At 66.6% G+C, this 20,568-nt stretch carries 19 protein-coding genes; 7 read left to right on the top strand and 12 right to left on the bottom strand.

All coding sequences use genetic code 11. The features are described from left to right. Nucleotides 1-452: 452 nt before the first annotated feature. Both gatA and gatC read right to left on the bottom strand, forming a co-directional pair. Nucleotides 453-1,973 carry an Asp-tRNA(Asn)/Glu-tRNA(Gln) amidotransferase subunit GatA gene (gene gatA / locus HH308_RS09130; RefSeq protein WP_170193870.1) on the bottom strand — a complete coding sequence of 507 codons (1,521 nt, stop codon included), beginning with the start codon at nt 1,971-1,973 and terminating at the stop codon, nt 453-455. Beyond that, nucleotides 1,973-2,293: an Asp-tRNA(Asn)/Glu-tRNA(Gln) amidotransferase subunit GatC gene (gatC, locus tag HH308_RS09135; protein ID WP_170193871.1), complete on the bottom strand. Its 321-nt coding sequence runs from the start codon at nt 2,291-2,293 to the stop codon at nt 1,973-1,975. Before gatC ends, gatA begins: the two co-directional genes overlap by 1 nt. A gap of 138 nt (nt 2,294-2,431) precedes the next feature. On the opposite strand from gatC, the gene HH308_RS09140 reads away from it, so the two are divergent. Both HH308_RS09140 and HH308_RS09145 read left to right on the top strand, forming a co-directional pair. Then, nucleotides 2,432-3,121, top strand: a complete 690-nt coding sequence (locus HH308_RS09140) for an ACT domain-containing protein (RefSeq protein ID WP_170193872.1) — start codon at nt 2,432-2,434, stop codon at nt 3,119-3,121. Between the two features lie 224 nt (nt 3,122-3,345). After that, nucleotides 3,346-4,263, top strand: coding sequence for a LysR family transcriptional regulator (locus tag HH308_RS09145; RefSeq protein WP_170193873.1), 918 nt, complete (start codon nt 3,346-3,348; stop codon nt 4,261-4,263). On the opposite strand, the gene ligA is transcribed toward HH308_RS09145, so the two are convergent. Continuing rightward, the gene (gene ligA / locus HH308_RS09150; RefSeq protein WP_312870496.1) at nt 4,232-6,310 is read right to left on the bottom strand and encodes an NAD-dependent DNA ligase LigA; all 2,079 of its coding nucleotides are present in this window, start codon (nt 6,308-6,310) and stop codon (nt 4,232-4,234) included. The genes HH308_RS09145 and ligA overlap by 32 nt on opposite strands. A gap of 59 nt (nt 6,311-6,369) precedes the next feature. Here ligA and HH308_RS09155 point away from each other — a divergent pair, with 59 nt between their 5' ends. The 4 genes from HH308_RS09155 (at nt 6,370) to HH308_RS09170 (ending at nt 9,243) form a co-directional block, all read left to right on the top strand. Then, on the top strand, nt 6,370-7,923 hold the full coding sequence (locus tag HH308_RS09155; RefSeq protein WP_312870497.1) for an HD domain-containing phosphohydrolase: 1,554 nt from the start codon (nt 6,370-6,372) through the stop codon (nt 7,921-7,923). 96 nt (nt 7,924-8,019) lie between these two features. Next, nucleotides 8,020-8,430: a nuclear transport factor 2 family protein gene (locus HH308_RS09160; protein WP_170193875.1), complete on the top strand. Its 411-nt coding sequence runs from the start codon at nt 8,020-8,022 to the stop codon at nt 8,428-8,430. Continuing rightward, nucleotides 8,427-8,798, top strand: a complete 372-nt coding sequence (locus HH308_RS09165; RefSeq protein WP_170193876.1) for a DsrE family protein — start codon at nt 8,427-8,429, stop codon at nt 8,796-8,798. The genes HH308_RS09160 and HH308_RS09165 overlap by 4 nt, the downstream gene beginning before the upstream one ends. A gap of 40 nt (nt 8,799-8,838) precedes the next feature. Then, entirely contained in the window at nt 8,839-9,243 is a 405-nt protein-coding gene (locus tag HH308_RS09170) for an MmcQ/YjbR family DNA-binding protein (protein ID WP_170193877.1), read from the top strand. Between the two features lie 173 nt (nt 9,244-9,416). Here HH308_RS09170 and HH308_RS09175 read toward each other — a convergent pair whose 3' ends face one another. The 9 genes from HH308_RS09175 to sfnG all read right to left on the bottom strand — a co-directional run bounded on the left by HH308_RS09175 (nt 9,417) and on the right by sfnG (nt 19,239). Continuing rightward, the gene (locus tag HH308_RS09175) at nt 9,417-9,884 is read right to left on the bottom strand and encodes a hypothetical protein (protein ID WP_170193878.1); all 468 of its coding nucleotides are present in this window, start codon (nt 9,882-9,884) and stop codon (nt 9,417-9,419) included. A 287-nt stretch (nt 9,885-10,171) separates the two neighbouring features. After that, nucleotides 10,172-11,215: a uroporphyrinogen decarboxylase/cobalamine-independent methonine synthase family protein gene (locus HH308_RS09180; protein ID WP_312870498.1), complete on the bottom strand. Its 1,044-nt coding sequence runs from the start codon at nt 11,213-11,215 to the stop codon at nt 10,172-10,174. Further along, nucleotides 11,212-12,330, bottom strand: a complete 1,119-nt coding sequence (gene mnmA, locus HH308_RS09185) for a tRNA 2-thiouridine(34) synthase MnmA (protein ID WP_170193879.1) — start codon at nt 12,328-12,330, stop codon at nt 11,212-11,214. The genes HH308_RS09180 and mnmA overlap by 4 nt, the downstream gene beginning before the upstream one ends. Next, a complete protein-coding gene (locus HH308_RS09190) occupies nt 12,327-13,559 on the bottom strand; it encodes a cysteine desulfurase family protein (protein WP_170193880.1) in 1,233 nt (410 codons plus the stop codon). Before HH308_RS09190 ends, mnmA begins: the two co-directional genes overlap by 4 nt. Before the next feature lie 732 nt (nt 13,560-14,291). Further along, nucleotides 14,292-15,170: a lysophospholipid acyltransferase family protein gene (locus HH308_RS09195; RefSeq protein WP_170193881.1), complete on the bottom strand. Its 879-nt coding sequence runs from the start codon at nt 15,168-15,170 to the stop codon at nt 14,292-14,294. Continuing rightward, on the bottom strand, nt 15,167-16,021 hold the full coding sequence (locus HH308_RS09200) for a GNAT family N-acetyltransferase (RefSeq protein ID WP_246284418.1): 855 nt from the start codon (nt 16,019-16,021) through the stop codon (nt 15,167-15,169). Before HH308_RS09200 ends, HH308_RS09195 begins: the two co-directional genes overlap by 4 nt. 155 nt (nt 16,022-16,176) lie before the next feature. After that, nucleotides 16,177-17,127: an electron transfer flavoprotein subunit alpha/FixB family protein gene (locus HH308_RS09205; RefSeq protein ID WP_170193883.1), complete on the bottom strand. Its 951-nt coding sequence runs from the start codon at nt 17,125-17,127 to the stop codon at nt 16,177-16,179. A gap of 48 nt (nt 17,128-17,175) precedes the next feature. Continuing rightward, nucleotides 17,176-17,958 carry an electron transfer flavoprotein subunit beta/FixA family protein gene (locus HH308_RS09210; RefSeq protein ID WP_170193884.1) on the bottom strand — a complete coding sequence of 261 codons (783 nt, stop codon included), beginning with the start codon at nt 17,956-17,958 and terminating at the stop codon, nt 17,176-17,178. A gap of 132 nt (nt 17,959-18,090) precedes the next feature. Further along, the gene (gene sfnG, locus HH308_RS09215) at nt 18,091-19,239 is read right to left on the bottom strand and encodes a dimethylsulfone monooxygenase SfnG (RefSeq protein WP_170193885.1); all 1,149 of its coding nucleotides are present in this window, start codon (nt 19,237-19,239) and stop codon (nt 18,091-18,093) included. A 348-nt stretch (nt 19,240-19,587) separates the two neighbouring features. Here sfnG and HH308_RS09220 point away from each other — a divergent pair, with 348 nt between their 5' ends. Next, nucleotides 19,588-20,292 (top strand): SHOCT domain-containing protein, encoded by a 705-nt coding sequence (locus HH308_RS09220; RefSeq protein ID WP_170193886.1) that lies wholly within the window; start codon nt 19,588-19,590, stop codon nt 20,290-20,292. The last annotated feature ends 276 nt before the right edge of the window (nt 20,293-20,568 follow it).

Consider the following 20,568-nt stretch of genomic DNA (forward strand, 5'->3'; position numbering starts at 1 on the left):
TCTGCGATCTGCCAACGTCGCCTTACGAGGTTTCGACACGGCCTTTCGCTAGCGCTCCAGCCCGGCTCAACCAGCGGGATGGCGCACCCACCCGCCGGTTGAGCGAGCGCAGCGAGTCGAAACCATAGCGAGCCGAACTGCCAACCGGTTCAAGCCATTCTGCGGTCTGGCAACGACGTCTTACGAGGTTTCGACATGGCCTTTCGCTAGCGCTCCACCCCGGCTCAACCAGCGGGATGACGCACCCTCCCGCCGGTTGAGCGAGCGCAGCGAGTCGAAACCATAGCGAGCCGAACTGCCAACCGTCTCAAGGCATTCTGCGATCTGGCAACGACGTCTTACGAGGTTTCGACACGGCCTTTCGCTAGCGCTCCAGCCCGGCTCAACCAGCGGGATGGACGGCCCTTGCTACAGCTAGCGCTCCAGCCCGACCCAACCAAGCGGCAGGCCCCCTAGATCGCTCCGCGCGCCGCTTCGTAGGCCGCGCCGACGCGGTACAGTCGGTCGTCGGCCAGCGCCGGCGCCATGATCTGCAAGCCCACCGGCAATCCGCGGCTGGGAGTGGACCCGCTCGCTTCGCTCCCAGCGTCCGGAACCGACAGTCCCGACGGCACCGACATCGCGGCGACACCCGCCAGGTTGACCGGCAGGGTGCACAGGTCGAACAGGTACATGGCCAGTGGGTCGTCGACCTTCTCGCCGAGTTTGAACGCGGTGGTCGGGGTGGTGGGGCTGACCAGAACGTCGACCTTCTCGTAGGCGGCGGCGAAGTCGCGTGCGATGAGTGTGCGCACCTTCTGCGCCTGACCGTAGTACGCGTCGTAGTAGCCCGACGACAATGCGTATGTGCCGATCATGATGCGCCGCTTGACTTCTGGCCCGAAGCCCGCGTCGCGGGTCAGCGCCATCACTTCGTCGGCGCTGTGCGTGCCGTCGTCGCCGACACGCAATCCGTAGCGCATCGCGTCGAAGCGGGCCAGGTTGCTCGACACCTCCGACGGCAGGATCAGGTAGTAGGCGCCGAGCGCGTAGGAGAAGTGCGGGCAGGAGACCTCGACCACTTCGGCGCCGAGCGCGGTGAGCGTGTCGACCGCGGCATTGAACGACGCCAGCACACCGGACTGGTAACCCTCGCCCTGCAGTTCTTTCACGACGCCGACCTTCACGCCGGAAAGATCTTGCGTCGCACCGGCTTTCGCGGCCGCGACGACGTCGGGCACTGCGACGTCGACCGACGTGGAGTCGCGCGGGTCGTGCCCGGCGATCACCTGGTGCAGAAGTGCGGTGTCGAGCACGGTGCGTCCACACGGGCCGCCCTGATCGAGCGACGACGCGCAGGCGACCAGACCGTAGCGGGAAACGGTCCCGTAGGTGGGCTTCACGCCCACGGTCGCGGTCACCGCGGCCGGCTGACGGATCGACCCGCCGGTGTCCGTGCCGATGGCGAGCGGAGCCTGGTACGACGCCAGGGCCGCCGCGCTGCCGCCGCCGGAACCGCCGGGGATCCGGTCGGTGTCCCACGGGTTGCGCGTGACCTGGTACGCGGAGTTCTCCGTGGACGAGCCCATCGCGAACTCGTCCATGTTGGTCTTGCCGAGGATGGGCAGTCCGGCGGCGCGCAGCCGCTCAGTAACCGCGGCGTCGTACGGCGGAACCCAGCCTTCGAGGATCTTCGATCCACAGGTGGTGGGTGCATCGGTGGTGGTGAAGACGTCTTTGAGCGCGATCGGCACGCCCGCGAGCGCCGATGCGGGCTCACCGGCGGCGATGGCGTCGTCGGCGGCTTTGGCCGCCACGAGCGCTTCGGCCCCGCTGACGTGCAGAAATGCGCCGAGCGAGTCGTCGATCTCGGCGATCCGGTCCAGATGCGCTTGAGTGACCTCTACCGAGGAGATCTCGCGGGCGGCGATCTTGCCCGCCAGCTCGGCTGCGGTCAGACCGGTGATCTCATTGCTGCTGCGTGGGTCTGCCACTATTCCTCCCCGAGGATCTGCGGAACGGCGAAACGATCTTGTTCGACGGCGGGCGCGCCCGAGAGCGCCTCCTCCGGCGTCAGGCACGGCACCGCGACGTCGGGGCGCAACACGTTGGCAAGCGGAACCGGGTGTGCGGTCGGCGGGACATCGTCGGCGGCGACTTCGGTCACCTGCGCAACGTGCGCGAGGATCGAATCGAGCTGGGTCGCATAGTGATCGAGTTCGTCGTCGCTGAGCGCCAGGCGCGACAGCCGGGCGAGGTGGGCCACCTCGTCGCGCGAGATGGTCTGCTTCTCGCTCGCAGAGTCTGCGGACATCTTGAAGATCGTCCCCTTCACAATTGATGCACGTGGTTGCGACAAGCGTATCGGCGTCGTCCTATCGGCTCGCCACAGCCCTCTCGGAAATGTGACCGAGACACCTTGGTCGGGCACGCGGCGCGGGGCGGTGCCAGAATGGCAAGCGTGGCATTTCTCCTACGCGTGTATCTGCAAGACCGTCCCGGCAGCCTCGGCATGCTCGCCGTCGCACTCGGTTCCGTCGGCGCAGACATCGCGTCCTTGGAGGTCGTCGAGCGCGGTCAGGGTTATGCCGTCGACGACATCGTCGTCGATCTGTCCCCCGGCTCGCTGCCCGACGCACTGATCACCGCCGCCGAGCGCGTCGACGGGGTCCGCGTCGACTCGATCCGGCCGTACGACGGCGTCCTCGACACCCATCGGGAACTCGAATTGGTCGACCACGTGGCCACCGCGAAGTCGACGCAGCGCCTGCAGGTGCTCGTCGACGAGGCCCCACGGGTGCTGCGGGTGTCCTGGGCGACGGTCGTGACCGCCGGCCCGACCGGCGTCGTGCAGTTGTTCGGAAGTTCTGGAGCTCCGGAAACTCAACTGGCACAAGTGGATTGGCTGCCGTTGACGGTGCCCGCACAGCTTGACTCGGACGCCGACTGGGTGCCGGAGCCGTGGAGCGCGATGGACACCCGGATGGCCGCCGCTCCGTTGGGCGACGGCCGCAAGGCGCTGTTGCTCGGCCGGATGGGCGGTCCCGACTTCCGCCCGTCGGAGATCGCCCGGCTCGGCTACCTCACCGGCATCGTGTCCACAGTGCTGGCGAGCAAGAAAGTGATCTCGGCCGGCAACTGATCGGCCCTCATCGCGGGCAACCCGGAATCACCGGCAGTCCGCAATGCGCAGCCACCAGGGGGTTGAGCGAGGCGAAGCCGAGTCGAAAACCTGGGATTTCGACACGCTCGGCGCTCACGCTCCTCACGGCTCAATCAGCGAACTGGAGCCGCCATTGATGAGTCCAGGTATGGTGGCGACCCGACGACCACGAGCGGTGCCCGCGCTGAACTACTGTTTGTTTCATGCCGCCCACCAGGCTCGATCTCCGCAAACTCGAACAGTTCGTCGCCGTCGTGTCCGCGCCGTCGCTCGCCGCCGCGGCCGAGCAGACATACATCACTCAACAAGCGCTCTCGGTCAGTATCCGCAGTCTCGAACGCGAGTTCGGCGTGGCACTGTTCGATCGATCTCGCCGCAAGCTGGAACTGACCACCGCGGGGCGCGAACTGTTCGATCGCGCCCTGCCCCTACTGGCGGGCGCCGATCGAATGGCCGCCGAGGTGCTCCGCGTCGCCGCCGACGAAGCAGAGACCTTCACCGTCGGCTACTCACCGGCGTTCTCCCGCGACGAGATCTACGCCCTCATCGATCCGGTGGTGCACGCCCACCCCGACCTCTCGATCACCGTACGGCAGGTCTATCCCGCACAGATGGAACCCATGCTGCTCGACAGCGACGTCGACGTGGTGCTGCGCCGCGGCGTCGCGACACCCGACACCCTCGCCTGCGCGATCCACTCCTACCAAACGCTGCGGATCGCGGTCAACGCGTCGCACGAGTGGGCCGGGCGCGATCGGGTCGACATCGCCGAGCTGTCCGGACGCCCGATCGTCGTGTGGGCGCCCGAACATCGATCGTTCTACACCGACTATCTCGTATCCCATTGCCGCCGTGCGGGTTTCGACCCGACGCTGATCGTGAGCCGGATTCAGGGCGTACCGCCCGCGAGCGCGGTCGTCAGCTATCCGGACGCCTGCGCGTTCGTCACCGACGAGGCGGGAACGACGTTGCACGGCCGAGTCGTCGTCCTCGACGTCGCCGAACCTCCGCTGGTGCCGGTGCAGGCACTGTGGTTGCCGCACACCGTCTGCGCACCCCGGACCACGCTGCTGACGCAACGAAACCCGACTACGGAGCACCCGTCGCCAGCAACCGCTTGAACCCGTCTTCATCGAGCACCGGCACGCCCAGCGACTCGGCCTTCTCGGCCTTGCTGCCGGCCGACTCCCCGACGACGACGTAATCGGTCTTCTTCGACACCGACCCCGAGGCTTTGCCGCCTCGGCTCAGGATCGCCTCCTTGGCGCTGTCGCGCGAGAAGTCCACGAGCGACCCGGTCACCACGATGGTCTTTCCCTCCAGCGTCCGCTCGATCGACTCGTCACGCTCGTCGACCATGGAAACGCCTGCGGCACGCCACTTTTCGACGATGTCGCGATGCCAGTCGATCGCGAACCAGTCGATGACGCTCTTCGCCAGCGTCGGCCCCACGCCGTCGGTGGCGGCGAGCCGTTCTTCGTCGGCGGATTCGATGGCGTCCAACGAACCGAACTCGGTGGCCAACCCGCGCGCGGCGGTCGGCCCGACGTGGCGGATCGACAGTCCGACCAGCACCCGCCACAGCGCGACCTTCTTCGCGCCGTCGAGGTTGGCGAGCAGCCGTTTGCCGTTCGCGGACAATGCTCCGGCCTTGGTGGTGAACAGATCGGTCTTGATCAGGTCGTCGGCGGTGAGCGAGAACAGGTCGCCCTCGTTGGTGATGACACCCGCGCTCAGCAGCGCGGTGGCCGCCTCGTAACCGAGCGCCTCGATGTCGAATGAGCCGCGCCCGGCGAGATGGAACAGCCGCTCCCGCAGCTGCGCGGGACACGACTCCTGGTTGGGGCACCGGATGTCGGCATCGCTGTCCTTCTCGGGCCGCAGCTCCGCACCGCACTCCGGGCAGTTGGCAGGCATCTCGAAGGCGTACTCGGAACCGTCGCGCAGTTCGACGACGGGTCCGAGCACCTCGGGGATCACGTCGCCTGCCTTGCGGATGGTGACCGTGTCGCCGATGAGCACGCCCTTGCGCACGACCTCCGACGCGTTGTGCAACGTCGCGCGGGCCACCGTCGAGCCGGCCACCAGCACCGGCTCCATGAACGCGAACGGCGTGACCCGGCCGGTACGACCGACGCCGACCTTGATGTCGAGAAGTTTGGTGGTCGCCTCTTCCGGTGGGTACTTGTAGGCGATCGCCCAGCGGGGTGCGCGTGAGGTGGCGCCGAGCCGACGCTGCACCGTCACGTCGTCGACTTTGACCACCAGCCCGTCGATCTCGTGTTCGACGTCGTGGCGATGCTCTCCCCAGTACGCCACCTTGTCCAGAATCTGCTGCGCGCCAACAGCTTTCGACGTGTGGGCCGATACCGGCAGGCCCCACTCGCCGAGCGCGAGATACGCATCGTGCAATGATTGCGGCCGCCACCCCTCGGTATGGCCGATGCCGTGGCAGATCATGCCGAGGCGGCGACGCGCGGTGACTTGCGGATTCTTCTGGCGCAGCGAGCCCGCCGCGGAGTTGCGCGGATTGGCGAACGGCGCCTTGCCGTCGGCGACGAGCGAGGCGTTGAGCGCTTCGAAATCCTCCACTCGGAAGAACACTTCACCGCGTACTTCGAGGACCGCGGGCACCGGGTAGGCCTCGCTCGCGGCGAGTCGATGGGGAATGTCGTCGATGGTGCGTGCGTTCAGCGTGACGTCTTCACCGGTGCGGCCGTCGCCGCGAGTCGCCCCGCGGACGAGTACGCCGTTCTCGTAGACGAGGTTCAGCGCGACACCGTCGATCTTGAGTTCGCAGAGGAACTCGATCCGGTTGGGTTCGCCGTCGGCTCCCTCACCGCCGCCGCCCGCGGCCTCCTCGGTGCGCGCCACCCAGGCACGCATCTCGTCGGCGTCGAAAACGTTGTCCAGCGACATCATCCGCGCTAGATGATCGACGGAGGTGAAGGCCGTCGAGAAGCCGCCGCCGACCAGCTTGGTCGGCGAATCCGCTGTCGCCAGACCGGGATTGGCGTCTTCGAGGGCCTGCAGGCGGCGCAGCAGCTCGTCGAACTCGCCGTCGGTGATGACCGGCGCGTCCTTGACGTAGTACCGGAACTGATGCTCACGGACCTCGTCGGCCAACTTCGACCACTCTTCACGTGCCTGCGCACTCACTTCTGCCACGTCGCAAAGCCTAGCCCAGCCCACAGACAGCCCATCCGAACCGGCCGTACGCTGGGACGGTGCATGAGTCAGCGCCGATGCCGCGGATGGCCGAACTGGTTGCATCGCTGTCGATCGCCACCGACCTCGGACTCGGGCTGCCCGAGGATCACGTGCTGCGCCAGACACTCATCGCCACCGAACTGGGCGTCCGGGCGGGGTTCACGCCGGAACAGCGGACGTCGGTGTTCTATGTGTCGCTGCTCGCCTGGGTCGGCTGCATCTCCGACTCGCACGAGATGGCCCGCTCCTTCGGCGACGACTTGCGCGTGCGCTCACAGAGTTACCTCGTCGACAAGACCGGCATGGAGATGATGCGCTTCATGCTCGCCCAGGTGATGCGCGGACGCCCGCCGCTGGAGGGCGTCGCCATGGTCGCCCGAGCACTGGCGAGCGGCTTTTCCGACGCCACCGATTCGTTTGTGACACATTGCCAGACGACCGGTGACATCGCCGACCGGCTGGAACTGTCACCGCGGGTCCGCGAGTCGCTACGCCAGGTGTTCGAGCGTTGGGACGGCAACGGCACCCCGGACGGGATCGGCGGCCTCGCCATCGACCCGGTGGTCCGGGTGGTCCAGATCGCCGACGACGCCGAAGTGCTGCACCGGCAAAGCGGACTGGACGCCGCAGTGGAGATGCTGCGTGATCGTCGAGGCACCGAGTTCGACCCCGATCTGGTAGATCTCCTCATCGAACACGCACCCACTATCTTCGACGAACTCACGCACACCGATGTCTGCGAGATGGTGACGCAGGTCGCGAAAACACTCGAGAGTCCTTTGACACCAATGGAATTCGATTCTGCGATGGAAGTATTCGGCGACTACGCGGACCTCAAATCGCCCTGGTTCACCGGCCACTCGCGTGCCAGCGCACGCCTCGCCCAGGCGGCGGCGTCGGCGGCGGGACTCACCGAGGCGCAATGTCGTCTGGTGCGAAACGCGGCACTGGTGTGCCATCTCGGGCGGACGGGTGTGTCGACTGGGATCTGGGACAAGACCGGTCCGTTGACCACCGCCGAGATCGAGCGGATCCGATCGGTCCCCTATCTGACCGAGAGCATCCTGCGGCGTCAACCGCGCCTCGCCGAACTCGGTTCCCTGGCCGCCATGGTGCATGAGCGCGTCGACGGTTCGGGATATCCGCGCGGATTATCGGGTGCCGCCCTGCCGATGACCGCCCGAATTCTCGCCGTCGCCGACTGGTATCAGACGATGGCCGAGGAACGCCCGCATCGGGGTGCGGTGCCCTCCGAGCAGCGCGCCGCCATGCTCCGCCAGCAGGTCAGCGAGGGCAGATTCGACGACGCCGCGGCGCGCGCGGTGCTGACGGCGGCCGGGCATCGGGTATCGCGGCGAACCTCCGCGGTCGCCGGGCTGACCGATCGCGAGATTCAGGTCCTGGCACTGCTGGTCCGCGGGACGCCCAACAAGGAGATCGCCGAGCGGTTGCACATCTCACGGCGCACCGTCGGCACCCACGTCGAGCACATCTACGCCAAGATCGGCGTGAGCACGCGGGGCGCGGCGGCGATGTTCGCGATGCGACACGGGCTGGTGGGAGCGGAATAGGGCCGGGTGCTCTGCAACCCGATGCATGGGCACGGTGGCCGAAAGATCCGGTAAATGCCCGATGATCGGGCCCGCCGATCCTCGTAGAACTTGGCTATGACCATTTCAGAATCCCGCTCAGTCCCGTCCACCAGCTCCGACGTCCCCGCCTACGACCGCATGACGACGGCGATAGTCACCCGCGACTTCGCCGCTCTCGGAACCACCTTGAGCCCCGACGTCCGCCTGCGGGCCCTGGTGCCGCCCGGACCGTTCGAGCTCACCGGCACGGCGGCCGTCGTCGCGCAGTTCGAGCATTGGTTCGGTGGCGGCCGAACGTTCGAAGTGCTCGGCCATTCGACCGACGTCATCGGTTCTCGGGTGCACGCGCGGTGGACGATCCGGCGCACACCTGATTCGCCCGACGCCGGGCCGCTCGTCGCCGAGCAGCACGCGTATGTGAACCTCGGCGCCACCGTCGAGGTGATCGACCTGCTGTGCGGCGGGTGGCAGGACGCACGGGCATGACCGCGCTCGCACGCGCGGCGGTAAGCCTGTGCACAGGATTGGAGGACCCCGAAAAGGTCACTGTCGCACTGCTTGTCGCGGTCGGCGCGGCGGAACAGGGACGCCCGACGTTGATCTTCCTGACGAAGGAGGCGGTGCGGCTCGCCGTCGAGGGCACCGCGGTCGGGACCGCCTGCGACGGATGCCCGCCGATAGCCGCACTGTTGCAACGGTTTTCGGATGCGGGTGGCCGATTCTTGATCTGCCCCATCTGTTTCACGGCAAAGGCACTGACCGGCAGCCTCACCCTGCCCAATGCCGACCTCGGCGGCACGGTGCAATTGTGGGAGTGGATCGGCACGGAGCCCGCGGTGACTTTCAGTTACTGACCACCGGCAGGCGATCGACCGGGGCACTAGGCTCGACTGCATGCCCCATCCGATCATGTTCGACGACGACGATCCCGTACTCGCCCGCGTCCGCAAGGTCGCTCTCGAGCTGCCGGATACCACCGAAGTCGTGGCACACGGGCGCCCGACGTTCCGCTGCGGCAAGATGTTCGGCAACTACGGTGGCGGCGAGAAGGGCAACCGGGTGCGCCACGACCAGTCGATTCTGGTGATCGCCGATCCGGCCGAACGCGAAGCGCTGCTTACCGATTCACGCTTCTTTCTGCCCGCTTACCTGGGTGCGTACGGGTGGGTCGGGCTGGTCCTCGACGACGAGACCGACTGGACCGAGGTCGCCGAACTGCTCGATGCGAGTTATCGCCTGATCGCGCCCAAGAAGTCGCTGGCGAAGCTGGACGGCCAGCGATCGACTGAGAACCCGTAGGCAATACGCCTGCGCTGGGAAGTCAGTCTTTCGGATTGGGCAGGCGATCTCTCGGATTCACCTCGTTCACGTGCGTACACCTCACCGGATGCGTGAGGTGTATGCATGCGAATGAGGTGCGTGTCAGCTTCTGCTGGCTCGATGCGTTCCGACACCGATCAGGGCCGTGCCATTCAATGCTTCGACGGCAAGGTCGAAATCGTCAGCGGCGGTGTAAACGGGCCTCGGCCGATCGCAGTGTTGATACGCCCGCCAGCCGCGACGAAGTCGCGGTCGAACTCCTCGTCGAACTGAGCGGGCGCGGTCCGAAGGTACTCCCCCAGATAGTCGAAGAACCAGAGGTCCCAGGCCAGATCAGGGTCGTAGCCACGCTGCATAGCCGCGACGGACAGCCGATAACCCACCCGGATAGTCGTACGAGCGAACACTTCCCGGTATTGCTCACCGAGTGGCTCGTCGAAGAAGAACTCGCGTGCCTTATCCTCCGTTGATGTCGTCTCGGCGTCCCACCAGGCCTGCTCCTGCTCCTCGGTCATTGCCCATGTCGGGCTCGGCGTCGGAGTGAGTTCCCAGATGAAGGTGGGGTCGTCCCGGCCTTCGATCAACCCCCAAAAGCCCATCGGCCAATCGGGGTCAGCCACCCGAGAACGAGCAAGAAGCCACCCTGGAATGGGCTCCCCGAAATAGACGGGTGCCGCGTTACATTGCAAGCACATCTGTCAGCCTCGACGACGTCGCGCGAGTGTGTGTGAACGCATGCTGTTCGATGGTAGTGGCAGTCGAACGGCGCTTGCGAAAATCTGTCGATAGTTGTCCCCGCGAGGGCATTCTGCCCTTGCCGACCTACTACTTTGCCGATCTTCTTCACGCCGGCTCGCCGATCCGGCCACCCGACAACGATTCCCCAGCGATCGCCGATCGGAATCGCCTACAGCGCCATCGGATCTTCGGCGCACAGTTGACCGATCTGCGCCGCGATCCCCAGCGCCTTGCCCGCCCACGCCTGATCCGCGCCGGCCAGCCCGCAGGTCGGTGACACGGCGACCTGCTCGGCTAACACCTTGCGTGGCAAGCCGATCCGGTCGATCAGGTCGGCCAGTCGGCTGCTGGTCCGATCGACGCTGATCGGGCGCGATGGACGCGTCGTCGGGATCACGCCGGCGACGACCCGGCCGCCACGGTCGACGAAGCTTCCGAAGCTGTCGTACTGGGCGGCGTCGAGCGTCGAAACATCAAGGGATACCGCAATATTCGACAGCTGACTCAGCACATCCCAGCGCGGCGTCGCGCAGCTGTGCACGACGACGGGGCGGTTGACTCGCGCGGCGATCGATCCCAACAGCGCCGCGGCTCCCTCGGCGCTCACTTCCGGCATCACGTCGAGCCGGGTGAGCGGTCGGACGCGGCCGTCGAGGACCGCGCCGATCAGCGGTTCGTCGAGCTGCACGATGACGGCGCAGCCGAGGCGCCGTTCGACGTCGGCGGCCAACTCCGCCAGCCCTTCGGCCATCGACGCGGCGACGTCGCGCACAGCGCCGCGATCATGCAGCACCTTGTGGCCCGACGCCAACTCGACGGTCGCGGCGAACGTGTACGGGCCGCACAGAGTGATGGTGAACGGCCGGCCATCGCCGCGCAGCCCGGTGCGTTCGAAGACCTCTTCGGCGGCGTCAAGATCGGCGTCGAGGTATCCGCGCGCTCTGCTGACCAGGTGTCCGGGCCGACCGGCGATCCGGTAGGTGGGGTGCTCACCCGGCGACACGCGGGCGGTGTCGAGCGCGATCTCGACCAGCACCGACGCCGTTCGGCCGATCATGTCAGCCCCCAGGCCACGCGCGGGAAGTTCGGCGAGAAACGGCCAATCGAGCTCTGCGGCAACCAATTTCGCTGTGGAGCGAGGATCGGTTCCGGGCATCGAGCCGACGCCGGTGCCGATCCCGGCGGGGATCGTCGGCGAGATGTCGCCGCTCACCGGGCCAACGCCACCTCGGGTGTGCTGACGGTCGCCGTGATCCGCCCCGACCCGAGTACGAGGTCGCCCGCGGCGGCGTCGGGTGCGTAGAGCACCGCGGCCTGTCCCTTGGCGACGCCGGTGAGCGGCCGGTGCAACGTGATCTCGATGCCCGCCTCGCCGTCGACGACGGTCGGCGTAGCCGTAGCGGGGGCCAGACCACCGTGCGCGCGCACCTGCACGATGCAGTCCACCGGCGCGTCCGGTGCCTGCCCGGACGTCCAAATGGCATGTGTCGCAACGATTGACGACACCTGCAGATGCTCAACCGAGCCGACCGTGACGGTCGCGGACTCGGCGTCGATGCCGGTGACGTAGCGGGGTTTGCCGTCCGCGGCGGGCGCCTCGATGCCGAGTCCTTTGCGCTGGCCGATGGTGAAGCCGTGCACGCCGTCGTGGTCGGCGAGCTTGGCTCCGCTGTCGGCGTCGACGACGGCGCCGGGCCGGATGCCGATCTTGGCACCGAGGAAGGCTCGGGTGTCTCCGGTCGGGATGAAGCAGATGTCGTGGGAGTCGGGCTTGTTCGCGACTGACAGTCCGCGCTCGGCGGCTTCGGCGCGGATCTGTTCCTTCGGGGTGTCACCGACCGGGAACAGCGCACGAGACAGTTGCTCGGCGGTGAGTACCGCGAGCACATACGACTGGTCCTTGTCGTCGTCGACCGCGCGCCGCAACTCTCCGTCGTCGAGGCGTGCGTAGTGGCCGGTCGCCAACGCGTCGAAGCCCAGTGCCATGGCCTTCTCGGCGAGCGCGGAGAACTTGATCTTCTCATTGCACGACAGGCACGGGTTGGGTGTCTCGCCGGCGGCGTAGGCGGCGACGAAGTCGTCGATGACGTCTTCCTTGAACCGGTCGGCGAAGTCCCACACGTAGAACGGGATGCCGAGAACGTCAGCGGCACGACGGGCGTCGTCGGCGTCTTCGCGTGAGCAGCAGCCCCGCGAGCCGGTGCGCAGGGCACCGGGCGCGCTGGACAGCGCGAGATGCACGCCGACCACGTCATGCCCGGCGTCGACGGCGCGGGCGGCCGCCACCGCCGAGTCGACGCCGCCGCTCATGGCCGCGAGAACTCTCATGCGTGGCTTCCTTCCTGAACAGCGATGGGGAGTCTGCCGGATCCGACCAGCCCCGCGGCGCGGGCCCGATCGAGGATCGGCCCGAATACGTCGGCGACGACGGCGATGTCGTCGAGGCTCGTCGCGGGGCCGAGGCTGAATCGCAACGAACCGCGGGCCGCCTCCATCGACAAACCCATGGCGAGCAGTACGTGACTGGCCTGGGCGACCCCGGCGGTGCAAGCCGAGCCGGTGGAACATTCGACGCCCTGGGCGTCGAGCAGCATCAACAGCGAGTCCCCTTCGCAGTGTTCGAAGGTGACGTGCACGATGCCGGGTAGTCGCAACGCAGGATCGGCCGGTCCGTTGCGGACGGTGTCCGGGTACGCGAGCAGGACGTCGGTGAGACGATCGGCCAGGGCCGACGTCGATGCCGCGGCCTCGGTGAGGTGGTCGACGCTGTAGCGCAATGCGGCAGCCATGGCCACCGCTCCGGCGACATTCTGCGTTCCCGACCGCAGATCGCGCTCATGCCCGCCGCCGTGTGCCAGCGGAACACACTCGACGTCGCGGCCGATCAGCAAGACGCCGATGCCCTGCGGACCGCCGAACTTGTGAGCAGCGAGACTCATCGCCGAGAGCTGGCTGGCGGCGAAGTCGACGGGCACGTGGCCGACCGCCTGCACCGCGTCGGAGTGCACCGGAACGCCGAACTCGCTGCCGATGGCGGCCAACTCGGCGATCGGTTCGATGGTGCCGACCTCGTTGTTGGCCCACATCACCGAGACGAGTGCGGTGTGCTCGGCGTGTTCGGCGAGGTCGCGTCGCAGATCGTCGGGGTCGACGAAACCCTGCGCGTCGACCGGAAGGATCACCAGCTCGGCGTCGTAGGCGGCGGCCAGCCACTCCGCTGAATCGAGGATGGCGTGGTGCTCCACGGCGGACAGGACGATGCGCCTGCGGCGCGGGTCAGCACGGTGGCGAGCCAGGAAGATGCCTTTGACGGCGAGGTTGTCGGCCTCGGTGCCGCCGGAGGTGAACAGAACCTCCGAAGGCCGTGCGCCGAGCGCTGCAGCGATGGTCTCGCGCGACTCTTCGAGGAGCCTACGGGTGCGTCGGCCCGAGCCGTGCAGCGACGACGCGTTGCCCGCCAGGGTGAGCGCATGAATCATTGCCTCGAGGGCGACGGGCAACATGGCCTGCGACGCGGCATTGTCGAGGTAGACGGTGGCACGAGGTGAAGAAGACATGGTCGTGTCAAGGATAAACGCGCAACGGCGTCGAACAAATTCCCGCCGCCCGATGTGCGTCATCGAGTGCCGAAAGCTCAGCGCATTCCATCGACCCCGAGTTGCCGAAGGCGCGATCGTTCGGTTGTCGCCTGGGTCGTCTTCCGAGTTCGGCTCACCACATCTCGATACACCGACGACTCGCTGCGCTCGCGTCGGCACTCGATGAGCGGGGGAGGGCGCGGCACTCGATGAGCGGGGGAAGGGCTCGGCCACAATCGATCCCCGAGTGCCGAAGCGAGGTACGAGCTTCGGTGTAACGAGGGGTCCGGTGACACGAAGTATCCAAGCCGGTGCACATCGAAGCGGTCAGAGTGTTCGCCGGTCAGTCCGCACCAGGGTCGTCTCCCGAATTCGACTCACCACATCTCGATACACCGACGACTCGCTGCGCTCGCGTCGGCACTCGATGAGCGGGGGAAGCGCGGCGCGCTCCCCTCACGCGTCGGCACTCGATGAGCGGGGGAAGACACATCAAACCGGTCAGAGTGTTCGTCGGTCAGTCCGCACCGGGGTCGTCTCCCGAGTTCGGCTCACCACATCTCGATACACCGACGACTCGCTGCGCTCGCGTCGGCATTCGATGAGCGGAGGAGGGCTCGCAGCACTCCCCTCGCGTCGGCACTCGATGAGCGGAGGAGGGCTCGCAGCACTTCCCTCGCGTCGGCACTCGATGAGCGGGTAAGCGCGGCGCTACGCCGCGATCGGGTGCGTGTGCGGGCGTCGCGGATCGGCCACGACCAGGGGCCCGAGGTCGTCCGAGCGGTCGCCGAATACGAGGCGTTCGCAGGTCGACGCGAGGTAACGGCGGTCGGGAACCGGCAGCTGCAGCTCGTGCACGACGACGGTCACCGTCATCGACCGCTGGGCCAGGATCCGGCCCATCGTGTCGCCCACTTCGTCGTCGCCGATGAATGCCGGTGCGGGACAGAGATTTCCATCGGAATCGGAGTACCTGAGCGTCATCGGGAGCACGGGTACCCCGGCGTCGATGGCGGCCTGGAAGAACGCCGGGCGGAACCGACCCGAGCTGCGACCGCACCAGGTGGTGCCCTCCGGGAAGACCGCGGCGCACTTGTCCCGGTGCAGCGCATCGACCACGGCGTCGACCGTCGCGGGCAGCTGTCGCAGTGAACCCCGCTCGACGGTGATCACGCCGAGCATCCGGGCCACCACCGCGACGGGGCCCATCTCCAGCACATCGGACTTCGCGACGAAATGTGCGGGACTGACCGCGGCGATCGCGAGAACGTCGAGAAAGGACACGTGGTTGGCGACGACCAGCCCGCGGGCCCGCGCCGGGAACGGGCGACGATCGTCGACGTCGATGCGAATCCCCAACGAACCCAACAGTTTTCGCGAGAAGGATTTCAGATAGCGGCGCCGGACGATGCGCGGCGCGACGAGTACGAACGGGAACGTCAGGGCGAGGCAACCGAGCACCGTGGCCAGCGCACAGTACCGCCACACCCGACGCATCGGCCCGGCCGGCTGCGACGTCGTTCGCACGCAGCTCGCGTCGCACGGGCTCGACGGAAACCACGCGTGTCGGTGATCGACGGCGGTGGTCACGCGTCGCCCTGCGCGGTGAGCCGCAACACCGTGTCCTGCAAGCGCCTGCGGTAGCGAGAGGAGGTGGCGTCACCGTCGAGCACTGTGAGGAAGTCGCCGACGTCGAACACATCGTCGACGGCGGGGTCGCCGCAGACCTTGGCGCCGAGGCGCAGGTAGCCCCGCATCAGTGGCGGCACAACGACTTTCGACGGAGCGGCGATGACGTCGAGTGGTACGCCGTCGACCATCGGCGCGCTCAACGGACGTGCCTGCCACGCTGCCGCGTGATCGGCCAGCAGGGTGTCGCGGATGCCGCGCAGGTCCGCTCCCCGTGGATTCGGCGCTCCCCCGCCGCGGATCACGGCACCGTCGAGCGGCACCGAGACACACCCCATCAGGTAGCGATAGTCGGCCTGGTTGAGGTAGTCGAGCAGTGCGGCCCACATCAGCGCGGTCACCGAACCGCTGCGCTGATCGCCCGCGACGCAGGCGCGGCCCATCTCGACCGTCTGGGAGCGGATGCCGTCGAGGTCGCTCAGGTCGAATTCGGTCGCCGAGTACCACCCGCCCGCGGCGATGGCGCCGGGCGGGGGAAGCAGGCGGCTGCAGCCGACGAGGCTACCGGTCTCGGTGTCGCGGACCAGCAGATGATCGCAGAATTCGTCGAAGCGGTCGGCGTCGAGTCCGGTTCGGGCGTCGCCGATCTGGTCGGAGAAGCCGGGTTCGGCGGCGAAGACGTCGTAGCGCAGGCGTTGTGCGTCGACGATGTCGTCGGCGTTGTTCGAGATGTCGAGGACGAACCCGCCCCCGGCCAGAATCGTGCGGCGGCCGTCAGGGGTGACGAGCGTAGTTGCGCTGATACCTGTCATGGCTCTCATGGTTCCCAGATCAGGCAACCGTGCCGCAACGCTCGACTGTCGTGTCGGCGAGGGACGCGTGAACAAGCCCCGACCTGCGGTGAAAACCACGATGACCCCCGGCTTGCCGCCGGGGGTCATCGAGTTGAACGGGCCTGTCGACGCCGTTACTTGCGCTTGTTGATCTCTTCGGTCAGCTGCGGAGCGACGTTGAAGAGGTCGCCGACGACGCCGAAGTCGCTGATCTCGAAGATCGGCGCTTCCTCGTCCTTGTTGACCGCGACGATGGTCTTCGAGGTCTGCATGCCCGCACGGTGCTGGATGGCACCGGAGATGCCCAGCGCGACGTACAGCTGCGGTGAGACCGTCTTGCCGGTCTGGCCGACCTGGAACTGACCCGGGTAGAAACCCGAGTCGACGGCGGCGCGCGATGCACCGACAGCCGCACCGAGCGAGTCCGCGAGAGCCTCGACGACCGAGAACTTCTCGGCCGAGCCGACGCCGCGACCACCGGAGACGACGATCGACGCCTCGGTGAGTTCGGGGCGGTCGCCGCCGACGTTGGGCTCGACGGAGAGGATCTTCACCGCGTTCTCAGCCGGTGCGGGAACCTCGACGTCGACGCGGGTGCCCGCGCCTGCGGCCGGAGCGGCTTCGATGGCACCGGGACGGATGGTCGCGATGACCGTGCCGTTGACCTCGGCGTCGACGGTGTAGGCGCCGCCGAAGATCGAGTGGACGCCGCCACCCGGCTTGACCTCGATGACGTCGGCGAGCACGCCGCCGCCCAGACGCACGGCCAGACGCCCGGCGATCTCTTTGCCGTCGGCGCCGGCAGCGAGCAGGATGCCCGCGGGTGCGGCCGACTCGGCGATCGACGACAGGACGTCGACCTGCGGGCTGATCAGGTACGCGGTGTTCTCGTCGGATTCGGCGACGTAGATCTTCTCCGCGCCGGCTTCGGTCAGGCCGGCGACGACGCCGTCTGCCGCACCGGAGCGGCCGACGACGACGGCCGACGGCTCGCCCAGCGCGCGGGCGGCGGTGATGAGTTCCGAGGTGACCTTCTTGAGCCCGCCTTCGGCGTCCTGCTCAACGAGCACGAGTACTTCTGCCATGGTTTATCTCCTGGAGTATGTGGGGTGAGTGCGAACGCTGAGTGGGAGTTAGATGATCTTCTGACCGACCAGGAACTCAGCCACCTTGGTGCCGCCGTCGCCCTCGTCGACCACACGCTCACCGGCTTGTTTGGCGGGCTTGGGGGTGACCGCGGTGACCTTGCTGCCCGCATTGGCGAGTCCGACGACGTCGGCCTCGATGCCCAGATCCGCCAGGGTCAGAACCTCGATGGTCTTCTTCTTGGCGGCCATGATGCCCTTGAAGGACGGGAAGCGCGGCTCGTTGATCTTCTCGTTGACGCTCACGATCGCCGGAAGGGTGCCCTCGACGGTGGTGATGCCCTCGTCGGTCTCACGCTCGCCGGTGACCTTCTCGCCGTCGACGGTGACCTTGCGCAGCGAGGTCAGATGCGGCAGCTCCACGTACTCGGCGATCATCGCCGGCACGGCACCGACGCGTCCGTCGGAGGCTTCGTTGCCGGCGATGACCAGTTCGACACCCTCCACGGTGCCCAACGCGGCGGCCAGCACGTACGCCGTCTGCACGGCGTCCGAACCGTGCAGCAGTTCGTCGTTGATGTGGATGGCCTTGTCGGCACCCATCGACAGCGCCTTGCGGATCGCGTCGGTAGCCTTGTCGGGTCCGGCGGTCAGGACGGTCACTTCACCGCCGTTGGCCTCCTTGATCTGCAGGGCCTCTTCGACAGCCTTCTCGGTGATCTCACAGATGACCGGGTCGATTTCACGATCCAGGGTGAAGTCGGCATCGTTGAGTTTGCGTTCCGACCCCGTGTCGGGAACCTGCTTGATCAGTACGACAATGTTCGTCATGGGTCTTCGTCGACCTCCTGCGTCGGGTTCAGGCAACTTACCGGCGGGTAAGGCCTATGGGTCCTCCTTACTTTAACGCGTGGCCACCACGGACCAAACGGGGCCTACCTCACACTATGGGTGAGAATCACGTCACACTCCGAGAAGAATCTGGTTCGATCCCCCGCCGCTCCGCTCGGCCTGTTCGCGATCGGCGGCCTCGATCTCACGCACCAACGGGAGCACTTTTTCGCCGAAATACTCGATCTCTTCCTGGAAATGCAGGAAGCCGCCGAGGATCAGGTCGACGCCGCGTCGGCGGTAGTTGGCGATTCGCTCGGCGATCTGTTCGGGAGTGCCGATCAACTGCGTGCGGAAACCGTCGTTGTACTGGACGAGATCTTCGAAGGTGGAGTCGGCCCACATGCCCTGCTTGCTCGACGTCGAGTTGCCCGCCTGCTGCACCGCGTCCCGAAAGCCTTCCACCGCAGGACGATTCGCCTTCTCGATGATCTCGCGCAGGGTGTCGCGGGCCTCTTTCTCGGTGTCGCGCGCGATGATGAAGCCGTTGAGCCCGAACTTGACCTCGCGCTTGTGCGCGCGTGCCTCGGTCCGGACGTCGACGAGCTGCTCGGTCACCCCGTCGTAATCCTTGCCGTTGGAGAAGTACCAGTCGGCGTGCCGGCCGCCGTTGCGTCGAGCGGCCAGCGAGTTGCCGCCTTGGAACAGCTCCGGGTTGGGGCGCTGCGGGGTGTTGAGCGGCTTGGGCTTGAGAGTGAAATCGTGGATGCGGTAGAAGTCGCCGCGGAAGTCGACGTCGTCCTCGGTCCAGATCTTGCGGAGTACCTGCAGGAACTCGGCGCTGCGCCGGTAGCGTTCGTCGTGCTCGAGCCACGGCTCGCCGAGGTGGGTGAACTCATCCTTGAACCAGCCGCTGACGACGTTCACCGCGAAGCGGCCGCCGGAGAGGATGTCGGCGGTGGCACCCAGCTTGGCGAGCACCGCCGGTTGCCACAGACCGGGATGCACCGCGGCGATCACTTTGAGCCGTTCGGTGGCGAGCAGAAGTGCGAGGCTGAAGCTGGTCGACTCGTGCTGGAACTCCGCGCCGTAACTCGCTTCGTAGCGGACCTGCGACAGCGCGTACGTGAAACCGTTGTTCTCGGCGGTCTGAGCGAGCTTCTTGTTGTATTCGTAGTCCCAGCTGGTGCGTTGTTCGATGTCGCTGGTGACCAGGCCACCGCTCACATTCGGCACCCAGTAGGCGAATTCGATTTCCTCGGCGACGCGTTCGGTAGTCATGGTGTCCTCTCCTCGCCGCTGGCATGACGAATTGGGCCGACGCCGGGACGACGGCCGAATTCTGTAGTGCTGCAACGGTTATGACGGTCTGGTCGCATACGACGGCGGATGTCGCATGGTGATCCAAGGCAACCATTGAACGCGACGGTGAGGTAGGCAAAGGTTCAGCGTGAGTTTAAGGCGGGGTGGTGAGCGAGCGGCGAGACCGGATCCGGCGGCGATCTAACGGGACAGTCGGAAGCGACTGCATGGCTCGCAGGTCGACTACGCTCAGACACGCGTAGGCGGCCCCGTTCGTGTCTCCGGGGACCAGTGAGCTGAAGAGGGACCACGGAGCGAAGAGGGAACATGGCCGAAGTAAGCGGGAAGATCAGGGAGAGAAAAGCAGCGAAGTGGAGTCAGAAGATCTCTCCTGACCTTCTGCCCAACGAAGTGATCTGGGCATATTTCGGCACCGGGCGATTCAAGCCAGTGACTGAAGCAACGATGGTGACCAGCTCCCGCGTAATCGGATTTACCAGCTTCGGCGCTTCCATCGACAAGCGGATCGTGCTCAACGCCTGGGCCTGCGACATCCTCTCGTTCAGGTTTCCGGAGAAAATGGGAGGCTTCACCCTCAGGATTTCCACACCGACCGGCGAGGTCAATTTCGGGTTGCTCGACAAGAGTGAGATCGACTTCGCGACGTACTACCTTGATCAGCTTCGGCAACGAACTCCGCAACCGCCCGTCCAAGGCACCATCCGCGGTACGCCCGCGCTGCCGACGTCGGTCCCGTCCGCACAGCGGTTGCCACAGGCCTCGATACCCACCGTCATCGCGCCCGCCCCCGCACAGGATGTTCAGACTGGTCGACCACATCAAACCGCCGCCGGAGGGATCGCCGGCGAGATCGAGAGACTCGCCGAGCTGCACCGGCGCGGAATCCTCGACGATGATGAATTCAAACAGGCGAAACGAGCCGCGATTGGGTCGCCTGCATTGCCGGTGTCCGACGCGCGACCGTCTACACCCGAGGTATCAGACCGGATAAACTTGATAAAGCCGTCGTAGCCGCGAAAATTCACGACTCCCGAGTTTCCCCTCGACTCGCCACCGGGGGTGAACTTATCGCGCCTCGTGATTCTCGAGTCGATGTCACGTCCGCTTACGCGCTCAATCCAACGACAATGCCATCAACTTCTTCGGTGCCGCACACGGATCACCCACCACTGCCGGCCTATTCACGACCCAGGCGTACAGCCCGAATCCTGGGGATTTCGAGGCGAGAGACAGCCGCAACCTGCGTGACTTGTCATCACATCGCGCCGTAGGGCCGCCCGCGTCACC

Origin of the sequence: Gordonia asplenii (assembly GCF_012933505.1) — a bacterium.
Taxonomy (GTDB): Bacteria; Actinomycetota; Actinomycetes; order Mycobacteriales; family Mycobacteriaceae; genus Gordonia; species Gordonia asplenii.

What these genes read in the sequence shown, in the direction of transcription:
- sfnG (WP_170193885.1), bottom strand. Translation starts at nt 19,239, where the DNA reads ATGACTACCGAACGCGTCGCCGAGGAAATCGAATTCGCCTACTGGGTG.
- HH308_RS09170 (WP_170193877.1), top strand. Translation starts at nt 8,839, where the DNA reads ATGCCCCATCCGATCATGTTCGACGACGACGATCCCGTACTCGCCCGC.
- HH308_RS09190 (WP_170193880.1), bottom strand. Translation starts at nt 13,559, where the DNA reads ATGTCTTCTTCACCTCGTGCCACCGTCTACCTCGACAATGCCGCGTCG.
- HH308_RS09165 (WP_170193876.1), top strand. Translation starts at nt 8,427, where the DNA reads ATGACCGCGCTCGCACGCGCGGCGGTAAGCCTGTGCACAGGATTGGAG.
- HH308_RS09200 (WP_246284418.1), bottom strand. Translation starts at nt 16,021, where the DNA reads ATGACAGGTATCAGCGCAACTACGCTCGTCACCCCTGACGGCCGCCGC.
- HH308_RS09145 (WP_170193873.1), top strand. Translation starts at nt 3,346, where the DNA reads ATGCCGCCCACCAGGCTCGATCTCCGCAAACTCGAACAGTTCGTCGCC.
- gatC (WP_170193871.1), bottom strand. Translation starts at nt 2,293, where the DNA reads ATGTCCGCAGACTCTGCGAGCGAGAAGCAGACCATCTCGCGCGACGAG.
- mnmA (WP_170193879.1), bottom strand. Translation starts at nt 12,330, where the DNA reads ATGAGAGTTCTCGCGGCCATGAGCGGCGGCGTCGACTCGGCGGTGGCG.
- HH308_RS09140 (WP_170193872.1), top strand. Translation starts at nt 2,432, where the DNA reads ATGGCAAGCGTGGCATTTCTCCTACGCGTGTATCTGCAAGACCGTCCC.
- HH308_RS09205 (WP_170193883.1), bottom strand. Translation starts at nt 17,127, where the DNA reads ATGGCAGAAGTACTCGTGCTCGTTGAGCAGGACGCCGAAGGCGGGCTC.
- HH308_RS09160 (WP_170193875.1), top strand. Translation starts at nt 8,020, where the DNA reads ATGACCATTTCAGAATCCCGCTCAGTCCCGTCCACCAGCTCCGACGTC.
- HH308_RS09220 (WP_170193886.1), top strand. Translation starts at nt 19,588, where the DNA reads ATGGCCGAAGTAAGCGGGAAGATCAGGGAGAGAAAAGCAGCGAAGTGG.
- HH308_RS09210 (WP_170193884.1), bottom strand. Translation starts at nt 17,958, where the DNA reads ATGACGAACATTGTCGTACTGATCAAGCAGGTTCCCGACACGGGGTCG.